General features: G+C 77.4%; 18 protein-coding genes. 5 read left to right on the top strand and 13 right to left on the bottom strand.

Going from position 1 to position 21832, the window contains the following annotated elements; translation table 11 throughout:
- From ACRYM6_RS21850 to ACRYM6_RS21890, 9 genes are all read right to left on the bottom strand, one after another.
- A partial coding sequence (locus tag ACRYM6_RS21850; RefSeq protein ID WP_432544993.1) for an ABC transporter ATP-binding protein occupies positions 1-1468 on the bottom strand: 1468 nt, incomplete at its 3' end.
- On the bottom strand, positions 1465-2511 hold the full coding sequence (locus ACRYM6_RS21855; protein ID WP_432544994.1) for a BMP family ABC transporter substrate-binding protein: 1047 nt from the start codon (positions 2509-2511) through the stop codon (positions 1465-1467). The genes ACRYM6_RS21855 and ACRYM6_RS21850, both read right to left, overlap by 4 nt.
- 75 nt (positions 2512-2586) lie before the next feature.
- Positions 2587-3309, bottom strand: coding sequence for an LmeA family phospholipid-binding protein (locus tag ACRYM6_RS21860; RefSeq protein WP_432544995.1), 723 nt, complete (start codon positions 3307-3309; stop codon positions 2587-2589).
- 31 nt (positions 3310-3340) lie between these two features.
- Positions 3341-4306, bottom strand: coding sequence for a hypothetical protein (locus ACRYM6_RS21865; protein ID WP_432544996.1), 966 nt, complete (start codon positions 4304-4306; stop codon positions 3341-3343).
- Positions 4303-5439, bottom strand: a complete 1137-nt coding sequence (locus ACRYM6_RS21870; protein ID WP_432544997.1) for a hypothetical protein — start codon at positions 5437-5439, stop codon at positions 4303-4305. Before ACRYM6_RS21870 ends, ACRYM6_RS21865 begins: the two co-directional genes overlap by 4 nt.
- Positions 5436-7169 (bottom strand): ABC transporter ATP-binding protein, encoded by a 1734-nt coding sequence (locus ACRYM6_RS21875; RefSeq protein WP_432544998.1) that lies wholly within the window; start codon positions 7167-7169, stop codon positions 5436-5438. The genes ACRYM6_RS21870 and ACRYM6_RS21875 overlap by 4 nt, the downstream gene beginning before the upstream one ends.
- A complete protein-coding gene (locus ACRYM6_RS21880) occupies positions 7166-8317 on the bottom strand; it encodes a glycosyltransferase family 4 protein (protein WP_432544999.1) in 1152 nt (383 codons plus the stop codon). The genes ACRYM6_RS21875 and ACRYM6_RS21880 overlap by 4 nt, the downstream gene beginning before the upstream one ends.
- Positions 8317-9552, bottom strand: a complete 1236-nt coding sequence (locus ACRYM6_RS21885; protein WP_432545000.1) for a glycosyltransferase — start codon at positions 9550-9552, stop codon at positions 8317-8319. The genes ACRYM6_RS21880 and ACRYM6_RS21885 overlap by 1 nt, the downstream gene beginning before the upstream one ends.
- Positions 9542-10756 carry a glycosyltransferase family protein gene (locus ACRYM6_RS21890; protein WP_432545001.1) on the bottom strand — a complete coding sequence of 405 codons (1215 nt, stop codon included), beginning with the start codon at positions 10754-10756 and terminating at the stop codon, positions 9542-9544. The genes ACRYM6_RS21885 and ACRYM6_RS21890 overlap by 11 nt, the downstream gene beginning before the upstream one ends.
- Positions 10757-10902: 146 nt before the next feature.
- Between ACRYM6_RS21890 and ACRYM6_RS21895 the strand changes: the two genes are divergently transcribed.
- The 5 genes from ACRYM6_RS21895 to ACRYM6_RS21915 all read left to right on the top strand — a co-directional run bounded on the left by ACRYM6_RS21895 (position 10903) and on the right by ACRYM6_RS21915 (position 16319).
- Positions 10903-11364 (top strand): hypothetical protein, encoded by a 462-nt coding sequence (locus ACRYM6_RS21895; RefSeq protein WP_432545002.1) that lies wholly within the window; start codon positions 10903-10905, stop codon positions 11362-11364.
- A complete protein-coding gene (locus ACRYM6_RS21900) occupies positions 11361-12893 on the top strand; it encodes a sensor histidine kinase (protein WP_432545003.1) in 1533 nt (510 codons plus the stop codon). Before ACRYM6_RS21895 ends, ACRYM6_RS21900 begins: the two co-directional genes overlap by 4 nt.
- Complete coding sequence (locus ACRYM6_RS21905; protein WP_432545004.1) at positions 12890-13555, top strand: response regulator transcription factor; 666 nt, start codon at positions 12890-12892, stop codon at positions 13553-13555. Before ACRYM6_RS21900 ends, ACRYM6_RS21905 begins: the two co-directional genes overlap by 4 nt.
- Positions 13556-13609: 54 nt before the next feature.
- Positions 13610-14056 (top strand): thioredoxin, encoded by a 447-nt coding sequence (gene trxA, locus ACRYM6_RS21910; RefSeq protein ID WP_432545005.1) that lies wholly within the window; start codon positions 13610-13612, stop codon positions 14054-14056.
- 91 nt (positions 14057-14147) lie between these two features.
- Entirely contained in the window at positions 14148-16319 is a 2172-nt protein-coding gene (locus ACRYM6_RS21915; protein ID WP_432545006.1) for an ATP-binding SpoIIE family protein phosphatase, read from the top strand.
- On the opposite strand, the gene ACRYM6_RS21920 is transcribed toward ACRYM6_RS21915, so the two are convergent.
- The 4 genes from ACRYM6_RS21920 to ACRYM6_RS21935 form a co-directional block, all read right to left on the bottom strand.
- Positions 16297-17637 (bottom strand): MFS transporter, encoded by a 1341-nt coding sequence (locus ACRYM6_RS21920; protein ID WP_432545010.1) that lies wholly within the window; start codon positions 17635-17637, stop codon positions 16297-16299. The genes ACRYM6_RS21915 and ACRYM6_RS21920 overlap by 23 nt on opposite strands.
- A gap of 176 nt (positions 17638-17813) precedes the next feature.
- Positions 17814-18854, bottom strand: coding sequence for a glycerate kinase (locus tag ACRYM6_RS21925; RefSeq protein WP_432545007.1), 1041 nt, complete (start codon positions 18852-18854; stop codon positions 17814-17816).
- Positions 18851-20833, bottom strand: a complete 1983-nt coding sequence (locus ACRYM6_RS21930) for an alpha-amylase family protein (RefSeq protein ID WP_432545008.1) — start codon at positions 20831-20833, stop codon at positions 18851-18853. The genes ACRYM6_RS21925 and ACRYM6_RS21930 overlap by 4 nt, the downstream gene beginning before the upstream one ends.
- Complete coding sequence (locus ACRYM6_RS21935) at positions 20830-21702, bottom strand: NAD(P)-dependent oxidoreductase (protein WP_432545009.1); 873 nt, start codon at positions 21700-21702, stop codon at positions 20830-20832. Before ACRYM6_RS21935 ends, ACRYM6_RS21930 begins: the two co-directional genes overlap by 4 nt.
- Positions 21703-21832: the final 130 nt, after the last annotated feature.

Consider the following 21832-nt stretch of genomic DNA (forward strand, 5'->3'; position numbering starts at 1 on the left):
CCCCCGCCCCCCGCCCCCCCCCCCCCCCCCCCCCCCCCCCCCCCCCCCCCCCCCCCCCCCCCCCCCCCCCCCCCCCCCCCCCCCCCCCCCCCCCCCCCCCCCCCCCCCCCCCCCCCCGCCGTTCCAGCAGGAGCCGGTGGATCTGCTCCCCGGCGCCCACGTCGACGCCCTGGGTGGGTTGCTCCACGACGAGGAGGTCGGCGTCGTGCTCCAGCTCGCGGGCCATGACGACCTTCTGCGCGTTGCCGCCGGACAGGGAGCCGACGGGGGCGTCGACCCCGGCGGTGCGGATGCCGAGGCGGCGCACGGCGTCGGCGGCGCGGGAGCGCACGACGCCGGGGCGCAGCCAGCCCCGGCGGGCCCGCGGGGCGGAGCGGTGGTGGCCCAGGGCGAGGTTCTCCGCGACGCTCATCGTCGCGGCGGTGCCCTGACCGGGCCGGTCCTCGGGGACGTACGCGACGCCCCGGCGGCGCCGGGCGCGCACGTCGAGCCCGTCGAGGGTCTCGCCGCGCAGCCGCACGGTGCCGGAGTCCTGGCGCCGCAGGCCGACGGTGCACTCCACGAGCTCGCGCTGGCCGTTGCCCGAGACGCCGGCGACGCCGACGACCTCACCGGCGTGGACGGTCAGGGAGACGCCCCGGACGCCGGGCCCGGAGGCGTCGGGGGCGACGCGCAGGTCCTGCACCTGCAGGACCGGTTCGCCGGCGGCGCCGTCGCGGGGGTTGCGCGCCGGCACCAGCCCGCGGCCGATCATGGCGGTGACGAGGTCGGCGCCGGAGGTGCCCGCCGTGGCGAACCGGCCGGTGACGCGGCCGTCGCGCAGGACCGTGACGGTGTCGGACAGGGCGAGGACCTCCTGGACCTTGTGGGTGACGATGACGACGGCGGTCCCGGCGGCGGCCATCGTCCGCAGCACGGCGAACAGGGAGTCGACCTCCCCGGGCGTCAGCACGGCGGTCGGCTCGTCGAGGATGAGGACGTCCGCCTCGCGGTGCAGCGCCTTGAGGATCTCCACGCGCTGGCGGACCCCCAGCGGCAGGGAGCCGACGCGGGCGCGGGGGTCGACGTCGAGGCCGAAGCGGGCCCCGAGCTCCTCGACCCGGCGCACGGCCGCGGCGGTGTCCAGCAGCCCCCGGCGGCGCGGCTCGGCCCGGTAGACGACGTTCTCGGCCACGGTCAGGGGCTCGAACAGCTTGAAGTGCTGGTGGACCATGCCCAGCCCGTGGCCGATGGCGTCCAGCGGTGAGCGCAGCTCCACGGGCCGACCGTGGCGGGCGACGGTCCCGCGGTCGGGGCGGTGCAGGCCGTAGAGCATCGACATGAGCGTCGACTTGCCGGCGCCGTTCTCCCCGACGACGGCGTGGACGCTGCCCACCTCCACGGCGAGGTCCACGTCGTCGACGGCCAGCACCGCCCCGAAGCGCTTGCTGACTCCCCGCAGCTCGACCGCGGGCGGGCGCGCGGTCATCCCCGGGCGGGGTCGGCGACGACGACGGTCCCGTCGACGATCTGCTGCGCGACCTCCTGCACCTTCGCGACGACGTCGGGGCGGTCGGCGACGAGGCAGCCGGAGGTGGCGACGTCGTCGGCGAGGGCGGTCACCCCGACCCCGCCCTCCTTCAGCCCGTACACCTGGTTGCCGCCGGTGTCGCCGGACAGGACGGCCTGGACGGCGTCGGCGAGCGCGACGTCGACGTTCTTCAGGACGTTGTCGACGACGTGGCCGGCGGCGTCGGCGCACTGGTTGGTGTCGACGCCGTAGGTGGCGAAGGCGCCCGTGGCGGCGACCTGGAAGGTCCCGACGTTGCTGCCGGAGGCGGCCGCGACGACCTGGTCGGCGCCGCCGTCGGCGAGCACCTGCGCCTGGGCCGCACCGCGGGCGGGGTCGCCGAACGGGTTGTCGCCGCCGACGAACAGCGCGGTGCTGGTGACGTCGGGGCGCACGCTGGCGGCGCCGGCCGCGAAGGGGTCCACCCAGCGGCGGATGAAGGGGGTGTCGAGCGCGGCGACGGAACCGATCTTCCCGGTCCGCGTCAGCATCCCGGCCTCGACCCCGGCGAGGTAGGCGGCCTCGTGCTCGCGGAACGAGGCGCACGTCACGTTCGCGGGCTGCGGGTCGGGGCAGGAGTCGACGAGCAGGAACTGCTGGTCGGGGTTGTCCACGGGGACGGTCGCGAAGACGTCCTGCAGGGAGAACGACAGGCCGACCACGACGGCGGGTTCGGCCCGCACGGCCGCTTCGACGTTCTGCTGGATGGAGGTGGGGTCGCTGCTCTCGAACACCTTCACCTCCAGGCCCTCCTCCTGCGCGACCTTCTTCGCCCCGTCCACGGCGAGCTGGAGGAAGTTGTTGCCGCCCACCGGGTTGGGCGTCACGACGATGAGCTGGCGGGCGCTGTCGCCGGAGGCCTGCGCGTCCGACCCGGAGCCGCCGGAGTCCGCGCACGAGGCCAGCAGCAGGCAGGTCGAGGCGAGGGCGAGCAGGGTGGGACCGAACGGGCGCGAGGGCATGGGGGGTTTCCTGTCCGTCGTCGGGGGGTGGCGCGAGGTTACACGCCGGCCTCCCGGCCGCCGGCCGCGCCGCGCTCAGCCGACGTCGACGGCGCCGGGCACCAGCGACCCGGACACCAGGACGCCGTCGTCGACGACCCGCAGGTCCTGCAGCCGCACCTGCGCGGGCACGCCTTCCAGCGGGATCGACCAGTCGCCGAACCCGGCGAGCTCCAGCAGGCTCTGCGCCCGGCGCAGCGGGACCTGCGCCCCGGCCAGTTCCGCGCTGACCGGTTCGAGGCGGACCGCGGCGCCGTCGAGCACGGGACGGCCCGTGACCGCGAGGTCGAGGGAGGCGGTGAACACCCGCACGCGGGCGGCGGCGCGCACGGCGTCGCCCGAGCGCGTCAGCCGCACCGGCAGGTCGCCGGGGACCCGGGCGGCGAGCTCGTCGAACGGGACCAGCGCCCGCACGGTCCCGGCGCCGAGGTCGACGGTGCCGCCGCGGCCCGCGAGCACCCCGGCCGGCACGTCCACCTCCGACAGGCGCACCCGCAGGTCCCGCGCCGTGACCGAGGTGGTCGGGAACCGGTCCGCGGTGATCGTCACGTCGTCGAAGCGCCCCCGGGCGGCCTGCCACAGGAACGAGCCCCCGGCCACCTCGACCCGCGGGTCGGCGTCGAGGCCGTACTCGCGGCGGACCTCCTGCGCCACCCGCCCGGTCGCCCAGGTGCGGGCCCCCAGGTCGGCGGCGACCGCGATGACCGCGAGCGCGAGGACGGTGACGACCAGCGGGAGCAGGCGGGGGCGACGCGACACGCCCCCCACTGTCGCAGGGGGCGGGGGCGGTTCAGGCGAGCAGTTCGGCCGCGGCGGCCGGGTCGAGGCCGCGGAAGGCGTGGACGGCGACGACGCGGCAGCGGGCGAGGCGGCGCAGCACCGCCACCCGGGCCGGGTCCGCGCCCGCCCCGGTGCCCGCCGTCCCCGCCCAGACCCCGGCCTCGGCGGCCGCGGCGGCGGCGCGGTGCCCGCGGGCGGCGGCGAGGTCGAGGTGGGCGAGCAGGTTCGCGACGTCCAGCGCCGGGTCGGCCAGCGCGGCGGTGTCCACGTCGAGCAGCGTGAGGCGCCCGCCGAGCAGCACCTGGCCGTCGTGCAGGTCGCGGTGCGCGGGCACCAGGGGGCGCGGCGGCAGGCGCCGCACCGCGCGGACGGCGTCGCGCGCGACGGCGGCCAGCGCGGGGGGCGCGACCGCGAAGGCCGTGGCGTCGCCCACCCACCGCTGCAGGGTGGCGACCTCGGCGGCCAGGTCGTGCACGGGCAGCCCGGGGGCGCTCGCGGCGGCGAGCGCCGCCGCGGCCCGCGCGGTGCGTTCCCCGGCGACCCGGTTCGCCTGCGCCGCACCGGTGGCCAGGACGGTGGTGAGGTCGGGGCCGGGGGCGGCGCGCAGGTGCAGGACGCCGGGGGCGGCGCCGAGGACCTCCACGAGGTCGGGGGCGCCGGGCACGTCGCGCAGCGCCCGGCCCAGCTCGGCGTGCCGGGCCAGGGCGGTCCCGGTGGCCCGCGCGGAGGCGAGCTTCACGTAGCCGTCCGGGCGGCGCAGCACGGCCCGCTTGCCGAACCGGTGGGCGATCAGCTCCCCGCCGAACCCGGCGGGGTCGGGCAGCCGGGGGTCGCGGGGGCGGACCCGGACGGGGGCGCCGGGGCCGTCCGCGGTGCCCGCGACGACCCGTCCGCCGGCGCGGCCCTCCAGGACGAGCCCGGCCGCGGGGTCCCCCGGGCGCCGCGGCCACACCCGCCGCCACGTCACGGCGCTCACGCTCCCACCGCCGCGTCGACCGCCACGTCGACCGCCACGGCGGCCCGCTGCACCAGCGCCCGGGTCGCGGCCGCCCACCCGGGCCGCCGCCGCCGGAACGGCTCGGGGGCCCGCAGCAGCGTGGCGGCCGCGACCAGCACCGCGGGGGCCGTCGCGGGCGGGCGGGCGCCGGCGGTGCCGGTGGCGGTGAGGGCCGCCTCCCAGCAGGCCAGGTCCCAGCCGCGCGGGGCGCGGCAGGCCCGGTCGACGTCCAGGACGGTCCAGTCGCCGTCGTGGTGCAGCAGCTGGTCCGGGGACAGGTCGCCGTGCGCGAACACCGCCGGGGTCAGGGCCGGGTCGCCGGCCGCGACGGCCCACCAGCGGGACGCGGTGCGGTGCAGCAGGTCGGTGAACCCCTCGTCGAGGGCGGGGGTCCCGGCGACGGCACGCCGCACGGCGCCGCGCAGGTCCGCGGGGCCCAGGTCGGGCAGGCCGGTGGGGTCGGCGTGCGCCCAGCGGCCGGCGAGGTCGGCCACGGCGGCGGTGTCGCCGGCCGTGGCGGCCCGCCCCGGCCGCCACGGCGCGCGCACCACGTGCGGGCCGTCGGTGCGCGCCGGGGGCACCCGGACCCCGACGGCGCCCAGCGCCCGCCCGGCCCGCAGGCTGCGCGCGGCGGTGCCGGGGTCGGCGTGGACCTTCGTCACCGTCGCGCCGCCGGCGGTGCGCAGCACGGCCCGGCGCGCCGGGTTGTGCGCGACCGTCCGGGCCCGCGCGGCGAGGGCCCGCACCGCGGGCAGCGCCCGGTCGCAGGCCGCGGGCACCAGCACCAGCCGCAGGCCGTCCTCGACCAGGACCGGTGCCCCGGCCGCCGCGCGCAGGTCCTTGCCGGCCTTGCGCCACGACGACGGCGAGTGCGCCGCCAGCAGCCACCACGGCCCGCCGTCGCCGGGGTCGACGGCAGCGCGCAACGACGTGGACGGCTTGTGCCGCAACCGGTCCACCCGGGCCTGCGGCAGTCCGCTCCAGGCCCGCAGGAGTCCGGGGTCCAGGACGGTCGCCAGGCCCGGCAGGTCCGGTTCGGCCCGCACGAGGTGGGCGTCGTACCGCGCCTGCGCGTCCCGGTCCGCGGGCAGGTCCAGCTCCGGGTCGTTCACCGCAGCGCCCCTTCCGGTCGTCGCGCGCGGACGGTGCGGAACGTCCCGTCGCGCAGCTCCACCACCCGGTCGCACCGGTTCAGCAGGGAGGCGTCGTGCGTCACGAGGATCGTCGTGCGCCCGGCGGCCAGCCGCTCCAGGGCGTCCAGGACGACCCCCGCCGACGCCTCGTCCAGCCCCGTGGTGGGTTCGTCGAGCAGCAGCAGCCCGGGGTCGCGCAGCAGGGCGCGGGCGATCGCCAGCCGCTGCCGCTGCCCGCCGGACAGGGAGCTGCCGCGCTCGGCGACGACCGTGTCGTACCCCTGCGGCAGCGCCGCGACGAACTCGTGCGCGCCGGCCTGCCGCACGGCCCGCTCGACGGCGGCGTCGTCGGCACCCGGCCGCCCCAGCCGCACGTTCTCGCGCACGGTCCCGGCGAACAGCACCGGTTCCTGCAGCACGACCGCGACGTGGTCGCGGACGTCCTTGCGGCGCAACGTGGTCAGGTCGTGCCCGTCGAGCAGGACGCGGCCGCCGCACGGGTCGAGCAGCCGCAGCAGCACGTGCAGGGTCGTCGACTTGCCCGACCCGCTGGGGCCCACGACCGCGACCCGCTCCCCCGGGTGCACGACGAGGTCGGCCCCGTCCAGGACCGCGACGCCGGGGGTGCGCTCGACGCGGACCCCCTCGAAGCGCACCGACCCGCGCAGCCGCCGCAGGCCGCAGGCCCCGGGGGTCTCCGGCAGCGCCTCGGCCCGCCGCAGGCAGTCCACGACCCGTTCCCCCGACGCGGCGGCGCGCGCGATGCGCCCGGTGTGCTTGGCCAGGTCGCGCACGGGCCGGAACGCGGCCTTGAGGTAGGTGAGGAACACGACGAGCTCGCCGACGCTGAGGGCGCCGCGGCTGACGCGCCAGGCCCCCACGACGAGCACCACGGCCGTCGCGACCCCCACCAGCACGTCGACGCGGCGTTCCAGGCCGGCCGCGAGGCGGCGGGCCAGCACGCCCTCGCGCAGGCTCGGCTCGTTGGCCGCCGCGAACGTGCGGACCTGCTGCTCCTGCAGGTCGTAGGCCTGCACGAGGCCGATCCCGGCGAACGCCTCGGTGGCGTCGGCGGCCAGCGCCCCCTCGCGGCGCCGCTGCTGCCGGCTCGCCGCGGTGATCCGCCGCCCGCTGCGGCGGCCGGTGAGCAGCAGCAGCGGCGCGACGGCCACGACGGCCAGCGCCAGCAGCGGGTCCAGGACGACCATGACGACGGCCATCGCGGCGAACGTCACGAGGCTGCCCACCAGCGGCAGCCCGGCGGTGATCGCGGCCTCCTGCACCCGGCCGACGTCGGAGACGACGCGGGTGACGAGGTCCCCGGCGCGGGAGGTGGCGTGGAAGCCGGGGGCGGCGTGCAGGAGCCGGGAGTGGACCTCCGCGCGCAGCGACGTCGTGGTCCGCGACCCGACGATCGCGAACGCGACGCTGGTCAGGTACGCGCAGACGGCGCGCCCCAGGGCCAGGACGACGACGGCGACCCCGGCCAGGACCAGGACCCGCCAGGTGCTCGTCCCCGCGCCGGGAGCTCCGGCGGCGACCGGGACGACGTGGTCGATGACGACCTTCAGCGGCCACGGCTCGGCCAGCCGGAACGCGACCTCCCCCAGCAGGGCCAGCAGCCCCCCGGCGGCGACCGGGCGCGACCCGCGGGTGTGCGGGGCCACCAGGGACACGGTGCGCCGCAGCGCACCCGGGCCGCCGCTCACGCCGCCACCGCGCCCAGCCCGGCCAGCGACCGGTCCACGACGCGGGCCCAGGTGCCCCGCTCGCACACCGCCCGCCGGCCCGCGGCGGCCAGGTCCCGCCGCAGGCCCGGCGAGGCGTGCAGCCGGTGCAGCGCCGCGGTCAGCGCGCCGGGGTCCCCGGCCGGGACGAGCAGCAGCTCGGTGCCGTCGCGGTAGGTGGTGGCCAGGTCCCCCACGGCGGCGGCCACCGTCGCGACCCCGGCCGCCAGGTACTCGGCGACCTTCAGCGGCGAGAAGTACCGCGCGCCCACCGGGTACGGCGCCACGGCGACGTCGGCCCCGGCCAGCAGCCCCGGCACGGCGGCCGGGTCGACCGCCCCGGGCGCGCCGACCGCGACGCCGAGCTGCGCGGCGCGGTCCAGGACCGCGGCCCGCCGCGGCCCGTCCCCCACGAGCAGCAGCTCGACCTCCCCGCGCGCACCGGCCCCCGGCAGCGCGCCGACGGCCTCCACGAGCAGCTCCACGCCGTGCCAGGGCCGGAACCCCCCGACGAACGCGACCCGCAGCCGCCCGTCCGGGGTGCGCGGGCGCGGGACGAACCGGTCGGTGTCGACGCCGTTGGGGACGACGAGGACGTCCGGCGCCGGCGCGGTCGCCCGCACCCAGCCGGCGACGGCGGAGCTGACGGCCACGACCCGCCCGGCCGCGGTCAGGGCCCGGCGGGTCCGGTCGTCGGCGCCCGCGACGTCGTCGAGCCCGCGGTGCTCGCGCTGCTCCAGCGGCAGCGGCGCGTTGACCTCCAGGACCGAGGGGACGCCGAGGCGGCGGGCGCTCTCCTGGGCCGCGCAGCCGAACAGCGCGTACCGCTCGTACAGCAGGGCGCCGGGGGCACCGGCGAGCAGGCCGGCGACGACCCGCCCGAGCCGTCCGTCGGCCTCGACGAGGTCGGCCTCGCGCCGGGCGCGGCCGGTGGCCGCGGGCAGCGCGACGGGGTGGACGGTGACGGCGGCCAGGTCCGGCGGGGGCGTCCCGCCGGGCCGCGTGGTCACCACGTGGACGTCGTGGCCGGCGCCGAGCAGGACCCGCAGCACCTCCTGCGCGTGCACCGAGCACCCCTTGCCGCCGAACACGGGGACCCCCGGGTCGAGGCTGGCGAACACGACGCGCATCAGCGCACCCCCACCGGTGCGTCGCAGCCCACCGCGCGGGTGAGCTCCCGCAGCCGCGCGGCCTGGACCCGCACGTCGAAGAACTGCTCGACGCGGGCCCGGGCCGCCCGGGCGTGGGCCCGGCCCAGCTCGGGGTCGTCCAGGACCCGCCGCAGCGCGCCCGCGAGCGCCCGCGGGTCGCGCGGCGGCACGAGGGTGCCGGTGATGCCGTCGAGCACCGCCTCGGGGATCCCGGTGACGGCCGTGGTCACCACGGGCGTCCCGAGCGCCATCGCCTCCAGCAGCACCGTCGGCAGCCCGTCGCGGTCCCCGTCCGCGGCGACGACGCAGGGCGCGGCGAACGCGGCGGCGCGGTGCAGCAGGGCCACCACGTCGTGCTGGGGCAGCGGGCCGGTGAACTCCACCGCGTCCCCGAGCCCGGCGGCGCGGGCGCGCAGCTCGCCGTCGAGGCGGCCCGCCCCGACGAGCACCAGCCGCACGGGGTCGCCCGCGGCGCGCAGGACCCGCACGGCGTCCAGGAGGTCGGCGAAGCCCTTCTTCTCCACGAACCGGCCGACGGCGGCCACGAGGCGCTCGCGGCCCACGGGCGCCCGGTAGGGCAGCTCGCCGAGGTCGAGGCCGTTGTGGACGCGCACGACCCGGGCGGTGGGGTGGTGGGCGGCGAGGTGGCGCACGTTGTGGTCGCTGACGGTCACGACGGCCGCGGCGTCGGCCAGGACCCGCGCCGGGACGGCCGGGTCGGGGACCGGGACGTAGATGTCCTTGGCGTGCGCGGTGACGGTGTAGCCGATGCCGAGCAGCCGCGCGGCCAGCCGGGTCGTGCGGCCCGGCAGCGTCGCGAAGTGCGCGTGCAGGTGCCCGACCCGCTCCTCGTGGGCCCACAGCGCGACCCCGACGGCCTGGGCGGCGACGTCGACGTCCTCGGCGAGCAGCTCGGGCAGGGTCGCGGTGAACCCGGGCAGCGCGGCGGCGCGGCCCAGCAGCGGCCACAGCGCCTGGCTGGAGCGGCCCGCGCCCTCCCCGATCCAGGTGACGGGGGCCTGGACGCCGGCGAGCAGAGCGTGGAACCGGGGGTCGGTGGGCGCGCGCAGGCTGGCGACGGCGATCCGCTCGCCCTGGGCCTCGCGGGCGGCGATCTCGCGGACGACGAACGTCTCGGAGAAGCGCGGGTACATCTTCACGACGTACCCCGTGGTGGGTCCGGTGGTGGGTCCGGTGGTGGGTTCAGCTCGCACGGCGTGCCTCCGTCGGGTCGGTGGGGGTCTGGAGGAGTTCGCGGCCCAGGCGCTGCACGGCACCCAGCCCGTCGAGGTCGCAGCGCCCGCGGGCGCCGGCGTGGTCGAGGTCGCCGCCGACGGCGCGCGCGATCCAGCGGGCCAGGTCGGCCGGGCCGGGGTCGCGGGCGTGGTCGAGCAGCCCGCGGCGGGACATGGCCCGGGCGCGGACGAGCTGCTCGCGGCGGGGCCGGCAGCGGGGCACGACGAGGGCGGGGGTGCCGGTGGCCAGGACCTCGGCGACGGTGTTGTACCCGCCCATGCAGACGACGGCGTCGGCCTGCGCGGCCCAGTCGGGGAAGGCGTCGGTGAAGGCGACGACGTCGAGGTCGTCGCGGGTGGCGGCGGCGCGGTCCAGCTCGGCCCGCACGTCGGGCCGGGCGAACGGGCCGGGCAGCAGCACCAGCCGCGTCCGGGCGGGCAGCTCGGTGGCCAGCAGGGTGCGGGTCAGCCCGGCGCCGTCGACCCCGCCGCCGACGGCGGCCAGCACGGTGCGGGTGGAGGGGCCGCGGGGGGCGGGGAGGTGGGCGCCGGGGGCGCCGGTGCCCCGGCCGGCGGCGAGGTAGCCGGTGAAGCGGGTGCGCCGGGCCAGGTGCGGGGGCAGCGCCAGGTCGCGGCGCAGGTCGTGGACGCCGGGGTCGCCGTAGACCCACACCTCGTCGTACCAGCGGTCCAGCGCCTCGTCGCCGCGGTCGCGGCGCCACTGCGCGCGGGTGGCGGCGGGCCCGTCGAGGACGTCGCGCAGGCCCAGGACGGTGCGGGTGCGGCCGGTGCGGCGCAGCGCCCCCAGCGCGGCCTCCAGCTCGCCGCCGAAACCGCGCGGGACCTTGTCGACGACCAGCAGGTCCGGTTCCCACGCGGTGAGGGCGCCGGTGAGGGTCGCGGCCCGCACCCCGACGACGGTCTCCAGCGGGACGTCCAGGGCGCCGGCGGCGTACCCGCCGTCGGCGTCCTTGCGCACCGAGGGCAGCACCAGGGTGTCCACGCCGGCCGGGGCCGGGAAGCGCTGCGCGGCGGGGGAACCGGTGAGGACGAGGACGTCGGGGGCGGCCGGCCCGGAGCGCAGCGCGGCGGCGAGGGCCAGGTTGCGGCGCAGGTGCCCGAGGCCGCAGGTGTCGTGGCCGTACAGGGCGACGCGGGGGCGTCGGGGCGGGGAGGGGGTCACGGTGGCTCCTCGGTCGGTGAACTCCGGGTGACTGCCGGGGAACGCCGACGCTAAGGACGCAGCGTGAGGGGACCGTGAGCCGATCGTGAGAGGGTTCTCACCCGCCGCTCATGACCGCGGCCCCGGCCGGCGGTGACACTGGGGCCGTGCGAACTCCTGTGGCCGTGGGCCTGCTCGGCGTCGGCGCCGTGGGCGTCCTGTCCCTCGGGTTGTCGATGGCGTGGGCCGACGAGCCCGGCCCGGACTCCGGCGGGCCGGTGGTGGCCTCCGCCCCCGCCGCGTCCTCCCCCGGGTCCTCCCCCGCGTCCTCCGCCGACGTCGGGTCCCCCGTCGCGCCTCCGCCCGCGTCGGCGGACCCGGCCGTCCCGACCGTGGCCCCGCCGCCCGCCCCGGCCCCGCCCGCCGCTCCCCCGCCGGCCGCCGGTGCCGGTGCCGTCGTGGACGTCCCGCCCGCCGGGGCCGTCCAGCTCGGCGGCTCGGGGAACTCGGACGACGACGACTCCGACTCCGACGACGGTGGGGACGACGGCGGGGACGACGACTCCGACGACAGCGGCGACGACAGCGGCGACGACAGCGGCGACGACAGCGGCGACGACGACGAGTGATCCGCCCGCACCGTCCCCGCCCGCACCGTCCCCGCCTGCTGCGCACGGTCCGCGCCAAGGTCCTCACCGCGGTCCTCGCCGCCGCCGGCCTGGGCCTGGCCCTGACCGGCGCCGTCTCGGTCGTGGTGCAGCGCGGCACGACCGACGAACGGGTCGACGCCTCGATCGGCCAGGAGATCGAGGAGCTGCGCGCCTTCGCCGCCGCCGGGGTCGACCCGCGGACCGGGCGCCCCTTCACCTCCGTCGCCGACCTGCTGCGCGCCAAGATCGAGAGCGACGTCTCCGACGAGCACGAGACGGCGCTGGGCATCGTCGTCGGCGGCCCCACGTACGCCTCCGCGGTCCGCCCGTTCGACCTGAACACCCCCGAGGTCCGCGCCGTCGCCGCCCGGCTGACCCCCGCGTCCCCGGTGGCGACCACGACGGTGACGACCGCCGAGGGCCGGGTCGTCCTGAGCGCGGTCCCGGTCACGGTGGCGCCCGCCGACCCCGCGCAGCCGGCGCACGGCGTCTACGTCGTGGGCCACGAGCTGGTCCCCGAGTACGCCGTCGTGGAGGACAACACCCGCAACTTCGCGGTCACCGCGGTCGGGGCGCTGCTGCTGGTCGCGGCCGTCGGGTACCTGGTGATCGTGCGGCTGCTGCGCCCGCTGGACCACCTGCACGCGGCCGCCACCGGGGTCGGCGCCGACGACCTGTCCCACCGCGTCCCCGTCCACGGCGACGACGACGTCGCCGACCTCGCCCGGGGTTTCAACGGGATGCTGGAACGCCTGGAGAACTCCTTCGAGACCCAGCGGCAGTTCCTCGACGACGCCGGGCACGAGCTGCGGACCCCGCTGACGATCGTGCAGGGCCACCTGGAGCTGCTGGACACCACCGACCCCGCCGACGTCGAGGAGACCCGCGCCCTGGTGCTCGACGAGCTGGCCCGCATGACCCGCCTCGTCGACGACCTCACCCTGCTCGCCAAGGCCCGCCAGCCGGACTTCGTGCGGCTGGCGCCGCTGGAGGCCGGGCGGCTGCTGGACGACGTGTTCGACAAGGTCGTCCCGCTGGGCGCGCGGCGCTGGCGCATCGACGGGCGCGCCGAGGCGACCGTCCTGGGCGACTCCCAGCGGCTCACCCAGGCCCTGCTGCAACTGGTGTCGAACGCCGTGAAGTTCACCCGCGACGGGGACCTGGTGGCGCTGGGCGGTTCGGTCGACGGGACCCACCTGCGGTTCCACGTGCGCGACGACGGCCCCGGGATCGACCCGGGCGACCTGGAGCGCATCTTCGAGCGCTTCGGCCGGGCCGCCACCGGCCGCGGGGTCGAGGGGTCCGGGCTGGGCCTGTCGATCGTCACCGCGATCGCCGAGGCGCACGGCGGCCGCGTCGAGGTCCGCTCCACCCCCGGCGTCGGCTCCACGTTCACCGTCGTGCTGCCGCTGCACCCCGCCGGGGCCCCCGGGGCCGCCGAGCCCCCCGGGCCCGCCGCGCCCGCGGCGACCCGCCCCGTGCCCGTCGGCCCCCAGGGAGAACCGTGACCAGCATCTTGATCGCCGAGGACGAGGCCCGCATCGCGGCGTTCGTCGAGAAGGGCCTGCGGGCCAGCGGCTACGCGACGACCATCGCCACCGACGGCCGGACCGCGCTGGACCTGGCCACCACCGGCCTGTTCGACCTGCTCGTCCTGGACATCGGCCTGCCCGGCCTCGACGGGTTCTCCGTGCTGCGCCGCTTGCGGGCCGACAAGCACACGCTGCCGGTCGTCATCCTCACCGCCCGCGACGCCGTCGACGACACCGTCGCGGGGCTGGAGGGCGGCGCCGACGACTACGTCACCAAGCCGTTCCGGTTCGCCGAGCTGCTGGCGCGGATCCGGCTGCGCCTGCGCGACGACCGCGCCAGCGAGGTCACGGTGCTGAGCGCCGGGGAGCTCCAGCTGGACCTGCTGACCCGCACCGCGGCCGTCGCGGGCCGCTCCGTGGCGCTGTCCAGCCGCGAGTTCTCCCTCGCCGAGGCGTTCCTGCGCCACCCCGGCCAGGTCCTGTCCCGCGAGCAGCTGCTCAGCTCGGTGTGGGGGTACGACTTCGACCCCGGCTCCAACGTCGTCGACGTGTACGTCCGGTACCTGCGCAGGAAGCTCGGCGTCGGCCGCTTCGAGACGGTCCGCGGCATGGGCTACCGGCTCGTCAGCGCGGGCTGAGCGCGCGGCACCGGGTCGGGGAAGCTCTGGGGGGCCGCCGTGGTTGGGGGGAGCATGAGCACTCAGGCCATGACCCTGGAGACGCACGACGACACCGTGAAGGACGGCATCGTCCTCATCGACTTCTGGGCCGACTGGTGCGGCCCGTGCAAGCAGTTCGCCCCCGTGTTCGAGCAGGCCTCCGCCAAGCACGAGGACATCACCTTCACCAAGGTGGACACCGAGGACCAGCAGCAGCTCGCGGCCCGCTACGGGATCACCTCGATCCCCACGCTGGTGGCCTACCGCGACGGCATCCCCGTCTTCGGCCAGCCCGGCGCCCTGCCCGGCCCGGCTCTGGAGCAGCTCATCGAGCAGGTCCGCGCCCTGGACATGGACCAGGTGAAGGAGCAGTACGCGCAGGCGCTGGCGGCCGAGCAGGCCAAGCAGCAGGCCCAGCAGGAGCAGGCGGCGCCGCAGCGCCAGGGCGTGCGCGCCGGGACCGACCCCGCCGCGTTCTGACCCCTCACCGCTGACCCGCCGCTGAGCCCCCGTCCGCTGGACGGGGGCTCGGGCGCGTCCGGGGAGACACCGGGGCGCGCGCGGTGATTCGATGAGGCCGCTGCCGATCCCGGAGTCGCTCGTGGACGACCTGTCCCCCGCTCCGCCGCCGGCCATGGGCGCCGTCTTCGACGCCCTGCCGACGGCGTACCTGCTGCTGCGCCCGGACTTCACGGTCGCCGGCGTGAACCGCGAGTTCCTGCGGGTGGTGGGCCGCCGCCGCGCGGAGGTCCTGGACCGGGACGGGTCCGAGGTGTTCCCCCCCTCCCCGGACGCGCCGCCCGAGGGCCGCGACCTGCTGCGGGAGCTGTTCGAGCGGGTCCTGCACCGCCACCACCCGGAGGTGGTGCCGCTGCTGCGGTACGACCCGGCCCCCGCCGGGGACGGCGTCCCGCAGGAGCGGTGGTGGTCGCTGCGGGTGTCGCCGGTGCTGGAGGACGACCGCGCGACGCTGCTGCTCGTGCACGTCGAGGAGGTCACCGGCGACGCCGGCGACCCCCGGCCGGACGGTGCCGCGGACCCGCTGCCGGGGGCGACGCCGTGGTCGCGGCTGCAGCTGGAGCAGGCCCGCGCCTCGCAGCGGGCCAGCGCGCTGGCCGGGACGGCGCTGCGGCTGGCCTCGGCCCGCACCCTGAGCGACGTCGTGCGCGCCGTGGCCGGTCACGGCCTCGCGGCGATCGGCGCCGACGGCGCGGGCATCGCCGTGCCCGCCGGGGACGGGTGGCGGCTGGTCGGCAGCAGCGGGTTCAGCGACGACCACCGCCGGCGGTGGCGGACCGTCCCGCACGACTCGCCGTTGCCGGTGTGCCACAGCGCGCGCACGGGCGAGCGCGTCCTGCTCCCGGACGCGGCGGCCACCGACGCGTACCACCCGGAGATGGCCCGGGTGCGGGCCGAGAACGGCCGGCGGGCGTGGGCGACGCTGCCGCTGCTGGTGGGCGGCGAGGTCGTCGGCGGGCTGGCCGCCGGGTGGGCGCAGGACCACGCGTTCACCGTGGAGGAGCTGGAGCTGCTCGACGGCTGCGCGGCGCAGTGCGCGCAGGCGCTGGAGCGGATCACCGGCGAGCGGTCCGCCGCGGAGGAGGCCCGCTCGGTGCGCCGGACGGCCGAGACGCTGCAGCTGAGCCTGCTGACCCGCCCCCCGGTGCGCGAGGGCCTGCAGCTGGCGGTGCGCTACCAGCCCGCGGCGCGCGGGGCGCAGGTCGGCGGGGACTGGTTCGACGCCTTCGCGACCCGCTCGGGGGCCACCGTCCTGGTCGTGGGCGACGTCGTGGGGCACGACCAGGTCGCCGCGGCCGCCATGGGCCAGCTGCGGAACGTGGTGCGCGGCATCGCCTTCGACGGTGACGACCGGCCCGCGACGCTGCTGACCCGGCTCGACCGGGCGATGTCGGGCCTGGAGCTGGAGGCCCTGGCCACGGCCGTGCTCGCCGTCGTCGACCCCCCGGTGGCGGGGCTGGCCTCCCGGCGGGTGCGGTGGTCCAGCGCCGGGCACCTGCCGCCGCTGCTGCGCCGCGCGGGCGGGCGGGTGGAGGTCCTCGACGGCGGCGACGACCTGATGCTGGGGGTGGACGCGGCGAGCCAGCGCCACGAGCACCTCGTGGACCTGGAGGCCGGGGACGGGCTGGTCCTGTACACCGACGGCCTGGTGGAGCGGCGCGGTGAGCACCTCGACGAGGGGATCCGGTCGATCCGGACGGCGCTGCAGGGCCCCGACCCCCGGTCGGCCGGGGCGTGGGCGGACGCGCTGCTGGCGACGGTGCGGGCCGGGGGCGTCGCCGACGACACGGCGCTGCTGGTGCTGCAGCTGGACCCCGACGCCGCGCCCGCGCGGGCGGTGCCGCAGGACTCCACCGTGGAGCTGGTGCTGCCGGCCGACCCGCGCTCGGTGCGCGACGCCCGGCGGGCGACGCAGCGCTGCTGCACCCGCAACGGCCTGGACGACGACACCACCGAGACGGCCGTGCTGCTGACCAGCGAGCTGGTCACGAACGCCATCGTGCACGGCCGCAGCGACGCGCGGCTGCGGGTGGTGGTGGACCCGGGGTCGGTGTACGTGGAGGTGGCCGACGACAACGACCGGGTGCCGGTGCTGCAGACCCACGACGACGAGGCGCTCTCGGGCCGGGGGGTGTCGCTGCTGGAGACCGCGGCCTCGCGCTGGGGAGTGGCCGAGGCCGCCATCGGCAAGGTCGTCTGGTTCACCCTCGACCGGGTGCGCTGACGGGGGCGGGTTCGGCGCGGGCCGCGGAGGCGGTCAGCGCCCGGTACTGCGGGCTGAGCAGCGCGAGCACGGTGGCGACCACGCCGATCAGGCCGGTGACGACGAAGACGAGGGCGATGGCCCGGGTCTGGCCGGTCCCGAACCAGCCGCCGATGGCGGCGGCGCCCGCCCCGCCGGTCATGAACGGCACGACGAGGAACTGGGTGAACGGCCCCACCAGGAACGCGGTGAGCGGGGCGGCGGACTGCTCGACGCTCTGCGCGAACCCGAACACCCGGCCCTGCCGCTCGTAGGGGACGACCCGCTGCAGGACGGTCTGCTCGGCCGCCTCGGCGAACGGCATGAGCAGCATGAACACCGCCATCGCGGCGGTGAGGGTGAGGACGGAGTGCGCCAGCGGGAACAGCGCCGTCACGCCCCAGGAGGCGAGGTTGACCAGCAGCAGCAGCCGCACGGGCCGGCTGCCCAGCCCCAGGCGCGCCACGAGCAGCCCGCCGACGATCATCAGGGCGCTGAGCCCGCCCCACAGCAGGCCCCACACCTGCACCGAGACCAGCGAGAGCCCGTAGGCGTCCATGAGCGCCATGAACCCGCCGCCGATGAGGTTGTTGAAGCAGCTGAACGCGATGAGCGGCACCAGCCCCGGGACGCCGCGGACCAGCCGCCACGTCCCCCGCAGGTCGACCCCGCCGGGTGACTGCCCGGTCGGCACCGGCGAGGTCTCGGGGACCGCCACCCGCGCCAGGTGCAGCACCGAGACCGCGAGGACGGCGAGGGCGAGCAGCAGGACGTGCAGCATCCCGCCGGAGGCGACGAGCACGCCGCTGATCACCGAGGTGACGAGCATCGAGCTGCCCACCACCGTCCCGACGAGGCCGTTCGCGCGGTCGCGCACGTCCTCGGGGACCAGCAGCGTCACCAGGGTCGGCAGCGCGATGCCGCGGGGGTTCCCGGCGACCACGCCGGCCATGAGCAGGACGACGAACAGCCACAGCCGCCAGCTGGTGACGTCGGTGAACTCCTGCGCCGGGGTCAGCAGGTGCACGGCGAGGCAGACGGCGTAGAGGGCGGCCGAGACCAGCGCGGAGGCCTGCAGGACGGCGTGCTTGCGGTGGTTGTCGACGAGGCTGCCGAACCAGATGCCGGTCGCCGCGGTCGCCACGACGAACACGCCCGCGATCATCCCGGTGGCGAACACCGACCGGGTCTGCAGAAACACCCAGAACGTGACGGCGAACCAGACGGTGTAGTTGACGACGCTGACGACGGCGGCGTTCGCGAGCAGGTGCGCGAACACCCGCTGCGACCCCGACCGCAGGTCGAGGCGGGGCGCGAGGGGCTCGGGGGGCGCTGCGGGCTCGGGGACGGTCACGGGGTTCCTCCGTCGGTGGGCGTCGGGTCGGTGCTGCTGACCCGGCTACCGCGCGGAAGTCATCGGCCCGGCCGTCGTGAGCTGGGGCGCCGGGGAGAGCGCCACCGTCGGGCCCGCCCGACTCACCCCGGCAGCGAGTCGACCCGCTGCGGCGAGAACCGGTCGGAGAAGACCTGCTGCAGCAGGTCCAGGGTCCGTGTCATCGCCGCCTCGAGACCGTACCGGTCCGCCAGGACGGTCAGTTCCACAGCCCGTTCGCGGCGCAGGAGCTGGCGCCGGGTCGCCGGGTCCGCGCTGCCGACGACGACGTGGACGGGCGTCCCGGGATCGACGCGGTCGAGCACCTGCCCCACGACCTTGCCGGCCAGCGAGGTCGCGTCCAGGCGTCCCTCGCCCGTCACCACGACATCGGCCCCGGCCGCGGCCGCGTCGAAGCCGTTCGTGCGGGCGACGACGTCGAAGCCCGCTTCGACGCGCCCGCCGAGGGCGACGATCCCGCCGGCGAGCCCACCGGCGGCCCCGGCCCCCGGGACCGTCCGGACGTCGACCCCGAAGACGGACAGGTACAGCTGCGCCGTCTGCCGCAACCGCGACGTCAGCAGGTCGACGGTCGCCGGATCGGCGCCCTTCTGCGGCGCGAACACCGCGGCGGCCCTCAGGTAGGGGGTCGACACGTCGGTGGCCGCCACGAGCTCGGTGCCCGGCGGCAGCCCACCGGCGTCGAGGACGGCTCGCACCATGCCGCTCCCGCCGTCGGTGGTGGCCGATCCACCGCAGCCGACGACCACCCTGCGCGCTCCGTGCCGCACGGCGTCGAGGACCTGCTCCCCCACCCCTCGCGTCGTCGCGGCGACGGGGTCGTTCCCGGACGCGCCCCCGGCGAGCAGGAGCCCAGCGGCCTGCGCCACCTCCACCACGGCCGTCCTCCCGTCCACCGACAGGTGCCAGGTCGCCTCGACGGGCTCCCCGAGCGGACCGGTCACCCGGGCGGGCACGGGCCTGCCCCCCATCGCCTCCAGGAAACCCTCGCCGCCGTCGCTCACCGGGAAGGTGCGCGAGGTCCACCCCGCACCGGCGGCGGCGCGGGCCAGGCCCGCCCCGATCTGCGGGACGGTCGCGGTGCCCCGGAACTTGTCGCTGGCGCACAGGGCGTGCGGGCTCACCAGAGCACGACCTCGAACAGCTCCAGCTCGACGGGCAGTTCCGCCGTGCCCGTCGCGTCCGCGGTGACGGCCGTACCGGCCACGAGCGTCCGCACCGAGGTCCCCGGCGCGAGACCGGGGATGCGCAGCGACCCCCGCACCGGGGAGGGTGGGCCGAAGTTCCGCCGGCCGGCGCCGGTGAGGTTCACCAGGTGCGCCACGTTCGAGGAACGGTTGCGCCCCAACGTGATCTCTACCCGCTCGGGCAGGTCGGCGACCACCGGGGCGTCACCGGCCAGCAGGCGCCGGAGCTCGCCGGCGACGTGGTCGGCCAGCAGCGACAGCTCGACCTCGCGGTGGGCGCGGCCGACGGTCCAGGGGATGGTGGTGACTCGGGGCGCCCGGACGGTCGTGGCGTCGGCGGACAACTCCCCGCCGTAGCACTTCTCGGGCGGTCCGAACGGCGCGGGCGCGAGGTAGCGGTGCGGCACCTCGACGCCGGCGCGGGCCCGCACGCGGTGCAGCGCACCGAGGACCGGCACCGGCCGGCCCCGGACCGCACCGGCCGCCTGGTCGACGTCGGCGGGATCGACGGAGTACGAGTTGCGCAACCGCTCCTCGTCCTGCACGAGGTCGGCGACGACGCCGATGCCTGCGCCGACGATCTGCTGGGCGCCGTCGCGGAACCCCGTGGACCCGGTGAGCAGCAACCGCCCGCCCCGGGCCACGAAGTCCTCCAGCGCGTCCACCAGACCCGGCGGCAGCGGTCCGAGGTCACCGAGCACGAGCACGCGGTAGGGGTGCTCGCCGGCCAGGACCTCCAGCAGGCGTTCCTCGGCCAGGACGTCGACCGGGACCTGCCGTCGCTGGGCGGCCAGGTACAGCCCCTCGAACTCGGCCCGCGCCGCAGCGGCTCGCGCCAGGTGGGTGCGCAACGGGTCGGGCCGCACGACGCCCACCGGGGCCGCGGGGCGCAGGCCGTCGTAGACGTCGTGGTGCTCGCGGTGGAACCGCACGATCGCCGAGGCTCCGTCGAGCACGGCGTAGGGGATGACGTCGGGCGTCCCCATGACGTAGGTGGAGGGGTAACCCGACCGCGAGACCGCCTGCACCAGGTACTGCGCGAACGTGTGCGGCTCCTCGCTGGCCAGCCGGTACGGCATGTCGACGAAGGCGACGGAGTTCACGAACACCGGCACGTCGGGGCGGTGGGTGCGGGCCACGCTGACGGCCTCACCCGTGGCGGTGGGCCACAGGTCGCGACCGACGGCGTTGTTGGCCTCGTGGAACACGACGTCGGAGTGCTGCCCCTGGATGAGGGCGACGTCGGGCCGGCGGGCCTTGAGGTGGTCGTGCAGCCGGCGGTTCAGCTCGTCGAGCCTCTCGCGGGCGAACACCCGCCAGCGCGGGTACCCCTCGGCGCCGCGGCCGGTCGGCAGCTCCCCGCCGCCCCACGCCCGGTAGGCGTCGACGCACGCGTCGCAGTGGCAGACGCCGTGGTACGTGCGGCTGTAGTCCACCTCGTTGAAGGAGAACCAGTTGAAGAAGAACCCGTCGACGGGGTACCGGTCGACGATCTCGTCGAGGACCTGCTGCACACCCTGCTGGTAGTAGCCGCCGTCGGGACAGACGCTGACGAGTCCGCTGTACTCCTGGCGGTGCCCGTCGGGGCCGCGGAAGCACCAGTCGGGGTGCGCATCGGCGATGGCCGGTGCGACCTTGGAGAAGTCCATGCGGCACAGGAGCCGCACACCGGCTGCGTGGGCAGCCGTCACGGCGTCGCCGACCAGGTCACCCGACGGACGCTGGACCAGGACCGGGTTCCGGGTCTGGAACTCCAGGTCGGTCGGGTAGTTGCTGATGATCCCGCCGGTGTTCAGCAGCCAGGCGTCGGCGCCGAACCCGGTGATGAACTTCACGACGGCGTCGACGTCGAGGTTCGCGTCGATCTCGCGCAGGTTCGTCTGGAACGTGCGGAACGGGTGGTCCCACCAGTTCACGAGTTCACCTCCCGGGCCTGCCCGACCAGCGCCGAGTGGTCCAGCCCGCCGCTGCCCCCGCGGTTCAGCCGGGCGAGCAGGGCCGACACCACCCCCGTGACCGGCAGCGACAGCGAGTTCGCCCGTGCGGCCTCCCCGACGATGCCGAGGTCCTTGTGGTGCAGCGCGACGCGGAACCCGGGCTGGTAGTCCCCGGCCAGGATGCCGGCCCGCTTGCGGGTCAGCACCGTGCTGCCGGCCAGTCCTGCACCGATGACGTCCAGGGCGGCCGGCAGGTCCGCCGAGTGCGCCTCGAGGAACGCGACGGCTTCCCCCAGCACCTGCAGATTCCCGGCGACGACGAGCTGGTTGGCGGCCTTGACGACCTGCCCGGCCCCGGCGTCGCCGACGCGGATGATCGTGGTGCCCACGGCCCGCAGCACCGGCAGCGCCCGGTCGAACGCCGCCTGGCTGCCGCCGACCATGACGGCCAGCGTTCCCTCGACCGCTCCGGCCTCACCACCGGAGACGGGGGCGTCGAGGCACTCGACCCCGCGGTCGGCGGCCGCGGCGTGCACGGCACGGGCGGCGTCGGGGCGGATGCTGGACAGGTCGACGAACAGCGACCCGGCCGGCATCGCGGCCAGCAGACCGTCCTCGCCGAGCGCGAGGTCGAGCACGTCGGGCGAGTCGGGGACGATGCTCAGCACCGCTTCCACGCCGTCGGTGAGTTCGGCGACGGTGTCGACCGGTGTCGCACCGATCCCGCGCGCCGCCTCGCGGTGCTCCTCGTGCCGGCACAGGGCCCGGACCCGGTACCCGGCCCCCACCAGGTTCGCCGCCATCGGGCGGCCCATCGTTCCCAGCCCGACGAAACCGATCCGTTCCATCGTCGACCTCCTCGTCGCGGGGGGGGGGGGGGGGGGGGGGGGGGGGGGGGCGGGCGGGGGGGGGGGGGGGGGGGTGGGGGGGGGGGGGGGGCGGGGCTGGGGGGCGGGGCGGGGGGGGGGGGGGGGGGGG

It is taken from the genome of Kineococcus rugosus, assembly GCF_050871975.1.
Taxonomy (GTDB): Bacteria; Actinomycetota; Actinomycetes; order Actinomycetales; family Kineococcaceae; genus Kineococcus.

Bases quoted from the DNA above. Each gene is read 5' to 3' on its own strand.
- ACRYM6_RS21855 (WP_432544994.1), bottom strand. From the start codon at position 2,511: ATGCCCTCGCGCCCGTTCGGTCCCACCCTGCTCGCCCTCGCCTCGACC.
- ACRYM6_RS21880 (WP_432544999.1), bottom strand. From the start codon at position 8,317: ATGCGCGTCGTGTTCGCCAGCCTCGACCCGGGGGTCCCCGTGTTCGGC.
- trxA (WP_432545005.1), top strand. From the start codon at position 13,610: ATGAGCACTCAGGCCATGACCCTGGAGACGCACGACGACACCGTGAAG.
- ACRYM6_RS21915 (WP_432545006.1), top strand. From the start codon at position 14,148: ATGAGGCCGCTGCCGATCCCGGAGTCGCTCGTGGACGACCTGTCCCCC.
- ACRYM6_RS21935 (WP_432545009.1), bottom strand. From the start codon at position 21,702: ATGGAACGGATCGGTTTCGTCGGGCTGGGAACGATGGGCCGCCCGATG.